This is a genomic window from Streptomyces sulphureus DSM 40104, from assembly GCF_000381025.1.
Lineage (GTDB): Bacteria > Actinomycetota > Actinomycetes > Streptomycetales > Streptomycetaceae > Streptomyces > Streptomyces sulphureus.
On the sequence record NZ_KB905813.1, the window covers coordinates 286,715 to 299,822 of the forward strand.

Annotated in this window: 12 protein-coding genes; 11 read left to right on the forward strand and 1 reads right to left on the reverse strand. The window is 72.7% G+C overall.

All coding sequences use genetic code 11. The annotated features are described in order from the left end of the window. Positions 1-232 precede the first annotated feature (232 nt). The 4 genes from F603_RS31375 (at position 233) to F603_RS0101245 (ending at position 4,244) form a co-directional block, all read left to right on the forward strand. Positions 233-1,324 (forward strand): hypothetical protein, encoded by a 1,092-nt coding sequence (locus tag F603_RS31375; RefSeq protein ID WP_019544197.1) that lies wholly within the window; start codon positions 233-235, stop codon positions 1,322-1,324. A gap of 86 nt (positions 1,325-1,410) precedes the next feature. After that, positions 1,411-2,556, forward strand: a complete 1,146-nt coding sequence (mycP, locus tag F603_RS0101235; protein WP_019544198.1) for a type VII secretion-associated serine protease mycosin — start codon at positions 1,411-1,413, stop codon at positions 2,554-2,556. A 56-nt stretch (positions 2,557-2,612) separates the two neighbouring features. Continuing rightward, the gene (locus F603_RS0101240; RefSeq protein WP_019544199.1) at positions 2,613-3,371 is read left to right on the forward strand and encodes an SseB family protein; all 759 of its coding nucleotides are present in this window, start codon (positions 2,613-2,615) and stop codon (positions 3,369-3,371) included. Between the two features lie 114 nt (positions 3,372-3,485). Further along, a complete protein-coding gene (locus F603_RS0101245; protein WP_019544200.1) occupies positions 3,486-4,244 on the forward strand; it encodes an MIP family channel protein in 759 nt (252 codons plus the stop codon). A 106-nt stretch (positions 4,245-4,350) separates the two neighbouring features. On the opposite strand, the gene F603_RS0101250 is transcribed toward F603_RS0101245, so the two are convergent. Next, positions 4,351-4,722, reverse strand: a complete 372-nt coding sequence (locus F603_RS0101250) for a DUF1844 domain-containing protein (RefSeq protein WP_019544201.1) — start codon at positions 4,720-4,722, stop codon at positions 4,351-4,353. Between the two features lie 363 nt (positions 4,723-5,085). Here F603_RS0101250 and infC point away from each other — a divergent pair, with 363 nt between their 5' ends. The 7 genes from infC (at position 5,086) to pheT (ending at position 12,731) form a co-directional block, all read left to right on the forward strand. Next, the gene (gene infC, locus F603_RS0101255) at positions 5,086-5,706 is read left to right on the forward strand and encodes a translation initiation factor IF-3 (protein WP_078495568.1); all 621 of its coding nucleotides are present in this window, start codon (positions 5,086-5,088) and stop codon (positions 5,704-5,706) included. 107 nt (positions 5,707-5,813) lie between these two features. Next, entirely contained in the window at positions 5,814-6,008 is a 195-nt protein-coding gene (gene rpmI / locus F603_RS0101260) for a 50S ribosomal protein L35 (RefSeq protein WP_019544202.1), read from the forward strand. A gap of 79 nt (positions 6,009-6,087) precedes the next feature. Next, positions 6,088-6,471: a 50S ribosomal protein L20 gene (gene rplT / locus F603_RS0101265; RefSeq protein WP_016905387.1), complete on the forward strand. Its 384-nt coding sequence runs from the start codon at positions 6,088-6,090 to the stop codon at positions 6,469-6,471. Between the two features lie 115 nt (positions 6,472-6,586). Next, positions 6,587-7,411 carry a TrmH family RNA methyltransferase gene (locus F603_RS0101270; RefSeq protein WP_019544203.1) on the forward strand — a complete coding sequence of 275 codons (825 nt, stop codon included), beginning with the start codon at positions 6,587-6,589 and terminating at the stop codon, positions 7,409-7,411. A gap of 187 nt (positions 7,412-7,598) precedes the next feature. Continuing rightward, the gene (locus F603_RS0101275; protein WP_019544204.1) at positions 7,599-8,813 is read left to right on the forward strand and encodes a sensor histidine kinase; all 1,215 of its coding nucleotides are present in this window, start codon (positions 7,599-7,601) and stop codon (positions 8,811-8,813) included. Between the two features lie 232 nt (positions 8,814-9,045). Beyond that, a complete protein-coding gene (gene pheS, locus F603_RS0101280; protein WP_019544205.1) occupies positions 9,046-10,194 on the forward strand; it encodes a phenylalanine--tRNA ligase subunit alpha in 1,149 nt (382 codons plus the stop codon). Next, the gene (gene pheT / locus F603_RS0101285; protein WP_026328048.1) at positions 10,194-12,731 is read left to right on the forward strand and encodes a phenylalanine--tRNA ligase subunit beta; all 2,538 of its coding nucleotides are present in this window, start codon (positions 10,194-10,196) and stop codon (positions 12,729-12,731) included. The genes pheS and pheT overlap by 1 nt, the downstream gene beginning before the upstream one ends. Positions 12,732-13,108: the final 377 nt, after the last annotated feature.

Here is a 13,108-nt window from a genome sequence, read left to right on the forward strand (position 1 = left end):
AGCGGGCGTTCGCGTGGGGTGGTACCGGCCGGGAGGAGTGCACAGGGTGAGCAGGGACTCGGGCCGCCCGCGCATACCACCGCCCCCGGCAGCACCACCGCGCCCGAGCGCGGCCCCCGGCACGGAGTTCCCGCCGCCGCCCGCTTCCCCGCCCCGGGGGACCGGGCCGACGCGTGGCAGGTCTGAGCGGAGCGGCGGGGCGCAGAGAACGGAAGCCGAGCCGACAGGACCGATGCCGAAGTACCCGGAGGCGGAGGGGCGCAGGGATGCAGCGCCCCTCGCGCCGGACCGCAGCGCACGACCGCCCGTGTCCGCCGTGCCCCCGCAACCGGCGCCGCCCACCGGCGAGCCCCTCGGCGCCGCGCGCCCCCGCACGACGCCGGGTTCCCGCACTCGGCAGGAGCCCCCTCCCGCTCCGGAGCCGCCGACCGATCCGCCTCCGAGTCCCCAACTCCACGGCTCCCGACGCCTGCTGCCCCGGCGCGAAGGCGAGCGCCGTGCCCCCGCGCCGCGCACCCTCGCGGCCGCGGTGTGCCTCGTCGTGGGCATCGGCCTCCTCGGCGGCGCGGCGGCGGGCGCCTGGCTCTCCGGCCCTTCGGGCGGACCGGGCGGCCCCGACGACTTCAACAGCGCGCGCACCCTGTGGCGTGACGTACCCGTCGACGAACTCTTCCCCGAGGTGCTGCGGAGCGAGGCCGCGGGCCCCGGCGGCTCCGACCGGAGGTGGACCCGCGTCGCCGTCGCCCCCGACAGCGGCTGCGCCTACGCCTTCGACCCCATGCTCACCAAGGCGCTCTCGCAGGTCGGCTGCGGCCGCCTGGTCCGCGCCACCTACGTCGACGAGACGACCAGCGGCGTCACCACCGTCGGCATGCTCTTCACCAAGGCCGACGAGGACGGCATGAAGGCGCTGCGGAAGCGCTTCGCGGTCGAGAACCTCACCGAGCGCACCGACTTGATGCCCCGTCCCTACGCGGCGCGCGGCACCGTCGCCGCCGACTTCGGCGACGCGCAGCGGGCGAGCTGGACCGTGCACGTGCTCGCGGACGCGCCCGTCGTCGTCTACTCGGTCACCGGCTTCGCCGACGGACGCGTCGTCAGCGACCCGCAGGCGGCGGCCGAGGCGACGGAGAAGGGCGAGACGTCAGCGGCGGCCCAGTCCGGGCTGGGACACGACGCGCAGGGCGTCGCCGACCGCGTCGAACAGGCGCTCCGCCAGGCGGCGGGCGACCCGGACGCCGTCCCCGGTGCCACGGACGGCGGTTCTGGCACGGGCGAGGACGGCGGGGGCGGTACGCGCACGCACCGTTCGTCGGCGCGGTGAAGGAAGGAGCCGAGGTGTCGGGGAAGCCCGGGCGCAAGACGCCCTGTCAAGGGCGCAGTTGGAGGGCGTACGCCGCATCGGGCGCCGTGGCGCTGCTGCTCGCCGGCGTCGCGGCCCCGGCGGCGCACGCGGAGGACGGCGACATCCAGGCCCGTCAGTGGGGCCTGAAGGCGATCCAGGCCAAGGACGCGTGGAAGACGACGAAGGGCAGCGGCGTCACCGTCGCCGTCCTCGACACCGGTGTCGACGCCACCCATCCCGACCTGGAACAGAACACCGTCCAAGGCAAGGACGTGCTCGACATGGGCGCCTCGCGCGGCGACCGCGCCTGGGCCCGGCACGGTACCGCCATGGCGGGGATCGTCGCAGGGCACGGCCACGGGAAGGACGGCAAGGAGGGCGTGCTCGGCGTCGCCCCCGAGGCGAAGATCCTCCCCGTCCGCGTGCTGCTGGAGGACACCGACTCCAAACGCGGCGCGGCCCGCAAGAAGCACCCCAACGCCCTTGCGGAGGGCATCCGTTGGGCCGCCGACCACGGCGCGGACGTCATCAACCTCAGCCTCGGCGACGACAGCAGCTCGGCGCACCCGGACGCCCACGAGGACGCGGCGGTGCGGTACGCGCTGCGCAAGGGCGCCGTCGTCGTCGCCTCGGCCGGCAACGGAGGCGCCAAGGGCGACCACGTCTCCTACCCGGCCGCCTACCCCGGCGTGATCGCTGCCGCCGCCGTCGACCGCTACGACGCACGTGCGGCCTTCTCCACCCGCCGCTGGTACGCCACCGTCTCGGCGCCCGGCAAGGACGTCCTCATCGCCGACCCCGACCGCGACTACTACGAGGGCTGGGGCACCAGCGCGGCAGCGGCCTTCGTCTCGGGCGCCGTCGCACTCGTCCGCGCGGCGCACCCCGAGCTGAGCCCCGCACAGGTCAAGGAACTCCTCGCCGACACCGCGCGGAACACCCCGGAGGGCGGACGCAGTGACGCGCTGGGAACCGGCGTCGTCGATCCGGCGGCGGCGATCGAGATGGGCACCAACGTCAAACCCCGGAAGCAGTTGCCGAGTCCGCAGCCGCACAAGCAGCAGTACTTCGGCGACGGACCGACGGACGGCTCCGGCATAGGCTGGTTCGCTCCCGTGGCCGCCGTCTCGGGCGCCGTGCTGATCGCCGCCTCCCTCGCCCTGTGGCGGGGCGGCGTCCCGGCCGCGATGAGACGGCCGAAGAACGGCTGACCAGGCCGTGCGACCCACGGCACAGGCCCGCCCAGCCCTGCGGATACGCTCCTGAGGTGGCCACGAAGAACATCCCCGCCCCCGCTTTCGCCGACGACGACGGCTCCGCCGACCCCGAGCTCACCGCCGCCCTCGCCGCCTGGCGCGCCGACGCGGAGGCCCCGCACGCCGAGGACCGCGTCCTCGAAGCACTCGCGGGGGCGCGGCTGTTGGTGCCGGTCGTCGCCGTCCTGACGGAGGAGGAGCACACGGAGAGCGGCCTGCGGCAGGAGAAGAGCAGCGACATGGCCGTCCCCACGCTCACCGCGCCGGACGGCAGCCGCGCGCTCCCCGCCTTCACCTCAACCGACGCGCTCGCACGCTGGCGCCCCGACGCGCGCCCGGTCGCCGTCCCCCTGCGCCAGGCGCTCCACGCGCTCGCGCAGGAGGGCGCGGACACGCTCCTCCTCGACCTCTCGGGACCCGTCGCCTACGAGGTGACGGGCCGCGCCCTGCGCGCCCTCGCCACGGGCCGCACCGGCACCCCGCTCGCCGCGGACCCGGAGGTGGCTGCGGCTCTCCGCGGCCTCCTCGCGGACCAACCGCGGGTGCGCGCCGCCCACTTGGCCCCCGGCGGCCGCGACTCCGACGGCACACTCGTCCTCGCCCTCGACGCCGAGGAAGCCGCACCCGAGGTCGCCCGAGGGCTCGCCGATTCGCTCGCGGCCGACGAGACGCTGCGCGCCGGCCTCGTCCACGGCCTCGACCTCGCCCTCCTGCCGCCCGAAAGCGAGCTGCCGGCCGCGCCCTTCTACCGCCGCGGGCCCCGGACCTGACCGGCGTGGGGCAGCGCGAGTGGCTTTCGGCGTGCGAGCCCCCGCGCGCTGTCGCATGCTCGTGAGGGTCAAGCGGGACCGCACCCGCTCTCCGCATCCCTCACGGGAGGCTCCATGCAGGCCACGGAGATCAGAACGGCGCTCCTAGAGCAGGAGAAGGACCCCAAGCCGCTCGCCGCCGAGTTCCTCGGGACGCTGCTGCTCGTCTTCTTCGGCGTCGGCGCTGCGGTCCTCTCCGGCGAGTACGTCGGGACCCTCGGCATCGCTCTCACCTTCGGCTTCGTGATGCTCGCCCTCGCCTACTCGATCGGCTCGATCTCCGGCAGCCACGTCAACCCGGCCGTGACGTTCGGCATGCTCCTCGCGGGACGCATCAGCGTCGAGCGCGCGGTCCGCTACTGGATCGCACAGATCCTCGGCGGCATCGCAGGCGCGGCGCTCCTCTTCCTCGTCGCGAAGCAGGTCCCGGGGCTGGACACCCACGAGACCTTCGGGAGCAACGGTTTCGCCGACCGCTCGGCGGTGCAGATCAACACCGGCGGTGCCTTCGTCGCGGAGCTGGTGCTCACCTGCCTCTTCGTCTACGTCGTCCTCTCGGTGACGCACAAGATCGCCGTGGTCGGCTTCGACGGGCTCCCCATGGGCATCGCGCTCGCGACGGTGCACCTCGTCGGCATCCCGCTCACCGGCACCTCCGTCAACCCGGCGCGGAGCATCGGCCCCGCGCTCTTCGCGGGCGGGGCCGCCATCACGCAACTGTGGCTCTTCATCATCGCGCCGCTGATCGGCGGAGCGATCGCCGCCGCCCTGCACCGCCTCACGCACCCCCAGGTGACGAGGGGCACCGAGACACTCAACGCCGAGCCCGAGTGAAGGCGCGGCTCGACCCCCGGGGACGGCCGGGGAGGGAAGGGCCGGAGCGGGGCGGTCGTTTCGACGGCTGCCCCGCTCACGGCCGGACGACTCCGGGCCTGCCTGGTCAGCCGAAGACGGGACCCGTGTACTGCTCGCCGGGGCCCTGTCCGGGCTCGTCGGGGACGGTGGACGCCTCGCGGAAGGCGAGCTGGAGCGACTTGAGGCCGTCGCGCAGCGGTGCCGCGTGGTACGAGCCGATCTCCGTCGCGCTCGCCGTGACCAGCCCCGCGAGGGAGTGGATCAGCTTCCGCGCCTCGTCGAGGTCCTTGTGCTCCTCGCCCTCCTCGGCGAGGCCGAGGTTGACGGCGGCCGAGCTCATGAGGTGCACGGCCACCGTGGTGATCACCTCGACCGCCGGGACGTCCGCGATGTCGCGGGTCATGCTGTCGAAGTCGGGGTTCTCGCCGGAGGAGCCGGCGGGTACGGCGTCGGTCATGCGGGAAAGCCTAAGGCGCTGCCCGGCAGGAGAGGCCCCCGCGTCCGTGTGGGCGACCGCGCTGCCCCTGGTATGGTTGGTAGCCGACCGGCTGAAAGACCGCAGCACTGGTGCCCGCCGCCGTACCGCATCTTCCCAGCCCGCAAGTGGAGGCTCCGTTCTCCCACCTTGGGTCCCCAGGACCCGGGTCTCAGGTCAGGTTGCGCCCCGCGGATTCCGCGGCGGTGCTCCCGGTCTACGAGGAGCCCCGCCTGTGTTCCGTCCGGGGCGTTTTGTGCGCCTGGGTACGGGCGGTCATCCCGATCACAGACTCATAGCGCGGCCGTCCGCCAGACCGCCGCGCGGCGTACCCGAGGAGGCCCCATCAGCGCCGAGCCCCGCATCAACGACCGGATTCGCGTCCCAGAGGTGCGACTCGTCGGTCCCAGTGGCGAGCAGGTCGGCATCGTGCCGCTTGCCAAGGCCCTGGAGCTTGCACAGGAGTACGACCTCGACCTCGTCGAGGTGGCGGCGAACGCCCGCCCGCCGGTCTGCAAGCTCATGGACTACGGAAAGTTCAAGTACGAGTCGGCCATGAAGGCTCGTGAAGCGCGCAAGAACCAGGCGCACACGGTCATCAAGGAGATGAAGCTCCGGCCGAAGATCGATCCGCACGACTACGACACCAAGAAGGGTCATGTCGTCCGGTTCCTGAAGCAGGGTGACAAGGTCAAGATCACGATCATGTTCCGTGGTCGTGAGCAGTCCCGTCCCGAGCTCGGCTTCCGGCTGCTCCAGCGGCTCGCAGACGACGTGGCCGACCTGGGCTTCGTGGAGTCCAACCCGAAGCAGGACGGCCGGAACATGATCATGGTTCTGGGTCCGCACAAGAAGAAGACCGAGGCCATGGCGGAGGCCCGCGAGGCGCAGGCCGCGCGCAAGGCCGGCCGTCAGCAGGACTCCGCCGAGGACGAGGAGTCCGCCGAGGAGCCTGCCGAGGCGTGACCCCCCCCCGGGGACCGCGTCAGAAACCAACCGAACCAGTCGGTGCTTCCGCGTGCCGGGCACGCTGCCCGCGGACGGAGGCACCGTGACGAGGAGACTACGGCGACATGCCGAAGAACAAGACCCACAGTGGGGCCCGCAAGCGCTTCAAGGTCACCGGCTCTGGCAAGGTGAAGCGCCAGCGCGCTGGTCGCCGCCACTACCTCGAGCACAAGTCGTCGAGGCTGACGCGTCGCCTCGCCGGCGACACCGTGGTGGCCCCGGCGAACGCCAAGAAGGTCAAGAAGCTTCTCGGCAAGTAAGACTCCCGCTCGACCGGGACCCCACCGTCATGGGTCGGTGAGCCTTGCGCTCCGCGACCCCGCCTAAAGGAGTACTCACGTGGCACGCGTCAAGCGGGCAGTCAACGCTCAGAAGAAGCGCCGGGCGATCCTGGAGCAGGCCAGCGGCTACCGCGGCCAGCGCTCGCGCCTGTACCGCAAGGCGAAGGAGCAGGTCACCCACTCCTACGTCTACAACTACAACGACCGGAAGCGCCGCAAGGGCGACTTCCGCCAGCTGTGGATTCAGCGGATCAACGCTGCCGCCCGCGCCAACGGGATCACGTACAACCGCTTCATCCAGGGCCTGAAGGCCGCCAACGTCGAGGTGGACCGCAAGATGCTCGCCGAGCTCGCGGTCAACGACGCTCCCGCCTTCACCGCCCTCGTCGAGGTGGCGCAGAAGGCCCTCCCGAGCGACGTCAACGCGCCGAAGGCCGCCTGACGTCCGGGACCTAGCGTCCCCGGCGACGGACCCGCAGGCTCGGCCTGCGGGTCCGCAGTTCTGTCGAGCCCTGTTCTCCGCAGCCATCCCATCCACCGGAAGCGAGCCGCCGCACATGGCCAGCCCTCAGCCGATCTCCCCGCGTTCCCCGCACGTCGCTGCGGCTCGGCGGCTGGCGCGCAGAGGGCTCCGGGCCAAGGAGCGCAGGTTCCTCGCCGAGGGGCCGCAGGCGGTGCGCGAGGCGGTGGCGCACCGCGGGCCCGAGGGAGGGGCCTCGCTCGTCGAGCTCTTCGCGACGGTCGACGCCGCGGAGCGGTACGAGGAGATCCTCGCCGCCGCCCACGAGGCGGGTGCGCGGGTGCACTTCGCCGCCGACGGGACGATGGCCGACATCGCGCAGACGGTCACGCCGCAGGGGCTCATCGGCGTCTGCCGGTTCCTCGACCGGCCGATGAGCGAGATCGCGGGTGCGCGCCCGACCCTCGTGGCCGTCCTCGCCCACGTCCGCGACCCGGGGAACGCCGGGACCGTGCTGCGCTGCGCGGATGCCGCGGGTGCCGACGCGGTCGTGCTCACCGACGCTTCCGTCGACGTCTACAACCCCAAGGCGGTGCGCGCCTCGGCCGGCTCGCTCTTCCACCTGCCCGTCGCCGTCGGCGTACCTGCCGAGCAGGCGGTGCGGGAGCTCAACGCGGCCGGGGTGCGGGTGCTCGCCGCCGACGGGGGCGGCGAGCGCGACCTCGACGAGGAGCTCGACGCCGGCGCCATGGGCCGCCCCACCGCCTGGGTCTTCGGCAACGAGGCGTGGGGGCTGCCGAAGGAGACCGCGGCGCTCGCCGACGAGGTGGTCCGGGTTCCGCTCCACGGCAGGGCGGAGAGCCTCAACCTGGCCACGGCGGCCGCGGTCTGCCTCTACGCCTCGGCCCGCGCACAGCGCTGACCCGTTTCGCCTGCTGCGGCCCTGCCTCCTGCGCCGGGCGTGCGGACGCCCCTCCGCGCGGTGGACGGGAGCGCTCCATCTGCCGCTGTACTGCGGGGAGTTCCCGTGTCGGCCATGGCTTGTAGTGTGGCCCGCAGAGCGTCGGGAGCTGTCGAGCCCGGCGGGAGGGGCGACTAGGGGGTCCCGTATGGACGTGACGGCCTCGGGCGGCCGTGCGTACGGTGCCGCGCGGGGCGCGGGGGCGGCGCCGCGCAACGGAGTCGAGGGTGCCGGCGAGGAGCCGGACGAGTCGTGCACTGAGCCGCCGTGGCTCTCGGGGCCGGGTGCCGCGGCGGCACTCCGACGCTCGCTCGCCGGTCTCCACCCGGACGATCTTCCCGACGGCCTCGTCATCGCGGACGACGCCGGCCTCGTCGTCTGCTTCAACGCGGCGGCTGTACGGATCACCGGTATCAGCGCCGGCGACGCGATCGGGCAGCCGATCGAGCGTGCCCTACCGCTCGAGGACATGGAGGGCTGCCGCTGGTGGGCCTCGACCGATCCCTACGGCGGGATCGCGATCCGCAGCGGTCAGCCGGAGCGGAACCTGCTGCTGCCGGGCGGGCGTGAGGTGCTCGTCTCCGCCCGCTACGTCAGACCGTGGCGGCTCGGTCCCGTCGAGCGTCTCGTCGTCACGCTGCGCGGGACGGAGGCGCGGCGGCGGACCGAGCGGAGCCACGCGGAGCTGATCGCCACCGTCGCGCACGAGCTGCGCTCGCCGCTCACCTCGGTGAAAGGGTTCACCGCCACGCTCCTCGCGAAGTGGCAGCGGTTCACCGACGACCAGAAGCGGCTGATGCTGGAGACCGTCCACGCGGACGCGAACCGCGTCACCCGGCTCATCGCCGAGCTCCTCGACATCTCGCGGATCGACTCCGGGCGGTTGGAGGTGCGTCGGCAGCCGGTACGGTTGGAGCAGGCGGTCCGGCGGCACGTCGACGGTTATCTGGCGGCGGGTGAGCGGGCGGAACGGTTCTCCGTGCACATCTCGGAGGAGCTCCCGGCGCTCTGGGCCGACCCGGACAAGATCGACCAGGTGCTCGGCAACCTGCTGGAAAACGCCGTGCGCCACGGGGAGGGAACGGTCACCATCGAGGTGGCCTCGGCTCCCAACCGCTCCCAGGAGGAAGGGACGGCAGTGACCGTGCGAGACGAAGGCCCCGGCATCCCCGAGGAGTCGATGAGCCGCGTCTTCACCCGGTTCTGGCGTGGTAGCAAGCGCGGAGGTACCGGCCTCGGCCTCTACATCGTGAAGGGCATCGTGGAGGCGCACGGCGGCACCATCACCGTCGGCCGCCCGCCCGCGGGCGGCGCCGAGTTCCGATTTACCCTGCCCGTGGGCGCCCCGGCCGTACTGGCCTGAAGCGCCGCCCACGGGCTCTCCCAGCCGGCGTGTCCGCCGCGCGCCCGCTTCTCCCGCAGGTGCCCGGCCCGTACGCCAAGTCATCCGCGTTCAGGGGCGCCGGACGCCCCCAATTACACTCGCGTGTGGACGCCGCGGGGACCGGCGCGACCGGCACCGGCACGAAGCCGGACGGCAGTCTGCGAGCGGCCCTCCTGAGCGCGCAGCCATCCAATCGGAAACACGGGAAGAGATGTCGGCACCCAACAAGTCGTACGACCCTGTCGAGGTCGAGGCACTGAAACCGGAACAGATCGACCGCGCGCGGGACGAGGCCGTCGCCGCCGTCGCCGCGGCCGGCGATCTTGAGGAGCTGCGCGAGGTCAAGACCGCACATGCGGGCGACCGTTCCCCGCTCGCCCTCGCCAACCGCGAGATCGGTGCGCTGCCCCCGCACGCCAAGGCGGAGGCGGGCAAGCGTGTCGGGCAGGCGCGCGGCGCCGTCAACAAGGCGCTCAAGGCTCGGCAGGAGGAGCTGGAGCGGGAACGGGACGAGCGGGTCCTCGCCGAGGAGTCCGTCGACGTCACGCTGCCCTACGATCGCCGTCCGCGGGGCGCGCGCCATCCGCTCACCACCCTCTCCGAGCGGATCGAGGATGTCTTCGTGGCGATGGGCTACTCCGTCGCCGAGGGGCCTGAGGTGGAGGCGGAGTGGTTCAACTTCGATGCGCTCAACCTCGACCCCGACCACCCCGCGCGTTCCATGCAGGACACCTTCTTCGTCCAGGCGGGCGAGGGCCGCTCGTCGAAGGACTCCGGTAGCGCTGCCGGGGACTCCGGCGTCGTGCTGCGGACGCACACCTCGCCCGTGCAGATCCGCAGCATGCTCGACCGCGAGCCGCCGCTGTACGTGATCTGCCCCGGCCGGGTCTACCGGACCGACGAGCTCGACGCCACGCACACACCGGTCTTCAACCAGGTCGAACTGCTCGCCATCGACGAGGGCCTCACCATGGCCGACCTGCGCGGCACCCTCGACCACATGGTGCGCTCGCTGCTCGGCGAGGGCATGCACACGCGCCTGCGGCCGAGCTACTTCCCGTTCACCGAGCCGTCGGCCGAGATGGACATGGTCTGCTACGTGTGCCGGGGTGCTTCCGTCGGCAACCCAGAGCAGCCCTGCCGTACCTGCAACAGCGAGGGGTGGATCGAGCTCGGTGGCTGCGGCATGGTCAACCCGCGTGTGCTCAGGGCATGCGGGGTCGACCCGGAGCGGTACAGCGGGTTCGCCTTCGGGTTCGGTATCGAGCGGATGCTGATGTTCCGCCACAGCGTCGAGGACATGCGAGACATGATCGAGGGTGACGTGCGCTTCACCCTGCCGTTCGGGATGGAGATCTGATGCGCGCCCCCCTTTCCTGGCTTAGGGAGTACGTGGACCTGCCGGCGGGGGAGACCGGGCGGCAGGTCGCTGCCCGGCTCGTCGACGCGGGGCTCGAGGTGGAGACCGTCGATCGGCTCGGTGCCGATCTGACCGGGCCGCTCGTCGTCGGCGAGGTCCTCGCCATCGAGGAGTTGACGGAGTTCAAGAAGCCGATCCGGTACTGCCAGGTCGATGTCGGGAAGGCCAACGGCTCGGGCGAGCCGCAGAACATCATCTGCGGCGCACGCAACTTCGCCGTCGGCGACAAGGTCGTCGTGGCGCTGCCGGGTGCCGTGCTTCCCGGGGACTTCGCGATCTCGGCGCGGAAGACCTACGGCAAGGTCTCCGAAGGCATGATCTGCTCCGAGCGCGAGCTGGAGATGGGAGACGACCACGCAGGCATCATCGTGCTCCCGCCGGAGCACGAGGCAGGCACGGACGCGGTCGCACTCCTCGAACTCGTCGACGACGTCCTCGACATCGCCGTCACCCCCGACCGCGGCTACTGCCTCTCGCTGCGCGGCCTCGCCCGCGAGGCCGCGACCGCCTACGGGGTGCCGCTGCGTGACCCGGCGCTCATCGACGTGCCGGCGCCGAACGCCGACGGTTACCCCGTCGAGGTGGTCGACCGTCACGCCTGCGACCGTTTCACGGCGCGGACCGTCAGCGGTGTGCGGCCGGAAGCGCGGACCCCGATCTGGATGAAGCGCCGGTTGCAGAAGGCGGGGATGCGTCCCGTTTCGCTGCCGGTGGATATCACCAACTACGTGATGCTGGAGCTGGGCAGTCCGCTCCACGCCTACGACCGGGACCGGCTCGACGGGCCGATCACCGTGCGCCGCGCGGAGCGGGGCGAGAAGCTCACCACTCTGGACGCCGTCGAACGCACCCTGCACGCCGAGGACTTGGTGATCGCCGACGCGCGGGGGCCGATCGGTCTCGCCGGCGTGATGGGCGGGGCGTACAGCGAGATCGTCGACCCGGCCTTCGACGCGGAGAGCGGTCGCTGGGAGGGGACGACCGAGATCGTCGTCGAGGCGGCGCACTTCGCGCCCGTCCCGATCGCCCGGTCCGTGCGACGCCACAAGCTGCCGAGCGAGGCTGCGAAGCGGTGGGAGCGCGGTGTCGACCCGCAGGCTGCGGCCTCCGCGGCGCAGCGCACCGTCGACCTTCTGGAGCTCCTCGGGGGCGGAACGGCCGGGCGCGGTGTCACCGAGGTGAGCAGCGCACGGGAGCCGCAGACGATCGTCATCCCCGCGGACCTGCCCGACCGCACGGCGGGGCAGGAGTACGGTCGCGAGACGGTGGTGCGCCGCCTCCACCAGGTGGGCTGCGATGTCTACGGGCAGGACGAGTTGACCGTCACGCCGCCCTCCTGGCGCCCGGACCTCACCGACCCGGCGGACCTCACGGAGGAGGTCATCCGGCTGGAGGGTTACCACAACCTGCCGGTCCGGCTGCCCCGCCCGCCGTCCGGCCGCGGCCTCACCGAGCGGCAGCGGCTCCACCGCAGGGTGGGCCGGGCGCTCGCGGCCGACGGGTACGTGGAGACGCCGACCTACCCCTTCCTCGGGCAGGAACTCCTCGACGCGCTCGGGTTCGAGGCGGACGATGCGAGGCGCCGGACGGTCATGCTCGCCAACCCGCTCTCGGAGGAGGAGCCAGGTCTGCGCACCACGCTGCTGCCCGGCCTGCTCACGGCGCTCCGCCGCAACGAAGGCCGCGGGAGCCAGGCGCACGGCACCGGTGTGGCGCTCTTCGAGACGGGGCTGGTCTTCCTGCCGAGCGGCGAGGAGCCGCCTGCCGTGCGGCTCCCCGTGGACCGTCGGCCCTCCGACGAGGAGATCGCGGCGCTCGACGCCGCTCTCCCGGAACAGCCGCGGCACGTCGCCGCCGTCCTCGCGGGACCGCGCGATCGCGGTGGCTGGTGGGGCGGTGAGACGCCGGGCGGTTGGGCCGACGCCGTGGAGGCGGCGCGCCGCGTGGCGGACGAGGCAGGGGCCGAACTGCTCGTCGGCAACGGGCAGCACGCGCCCTGGCACCCGGGCAGGTGCGCCGTGCTCTCGGTGCAGGTCGACGGTGAGCGGCGGCTCGTGGGCCACGCGGGCGAGCTCCACCCGAGGGTGCTCAAGGAACTCGGCCTGCCTGCCCGCACCAGCGCGATGGAGCTCGACCTCGACCTCCTCGCAAGGGCCGGCTCCGGACCCGTCCGCTCGCGGCACATCTCGACCTTTCCGGTGGCAACGCAGGACGTGGCGCTCGTCGTCGACGGACAGGTGCCTGCGGTCGAGGTCGAGCAGGCGCTGCGCCGCGGCGCCGGCCAACTCCTGGAGTCGCTGCGGCTCTTCGACGTGTTCACCGGTGAGCAGCTCGGTGCCGGGAGGAAGTCCCTGGCCTACGCACTCCGCTTCCGCGCCGCTGACCGGACGCTCACCGCGGCCGAGGCGAGCGAGGCCCGCGACGCTGCGGTAGCGGCCGCCGTCGAGGAGACGGGGGCGGTGCTTCGGGGGGTGTGAGCGTGCACGGCCGTGTCGATCGGACGGTCGGCCGGCGCGCCTTCGGAGGGCGCTTCCCGCTGGGGAGCGCCCTCCGGTGCGTCGCGCGTCCCGCTCGGCTGTCTCCGGTGCGCCTTGGACGCCGGTGGAACCCGGCGACAGCGGGGTGGCCGCCATCGGAAGGCGGCCGCGAGCGGGGAGGCACCTTGCGAGAAAGACGCCGGTGAGGCACTGGGCGACGAGACGCACCACTTCGAGCGGCATGGGGACTCCGAACAGAGAGCTGGAACTGACGGTGGACGAGCGGGACTTCGCCCCGCACCGAAGAAACCGTATGCACCCGCGCACGCCGCGCGCTTCTTCCGTATTGCTCTCTTTCGCCACAGCCCCGAGCCGCC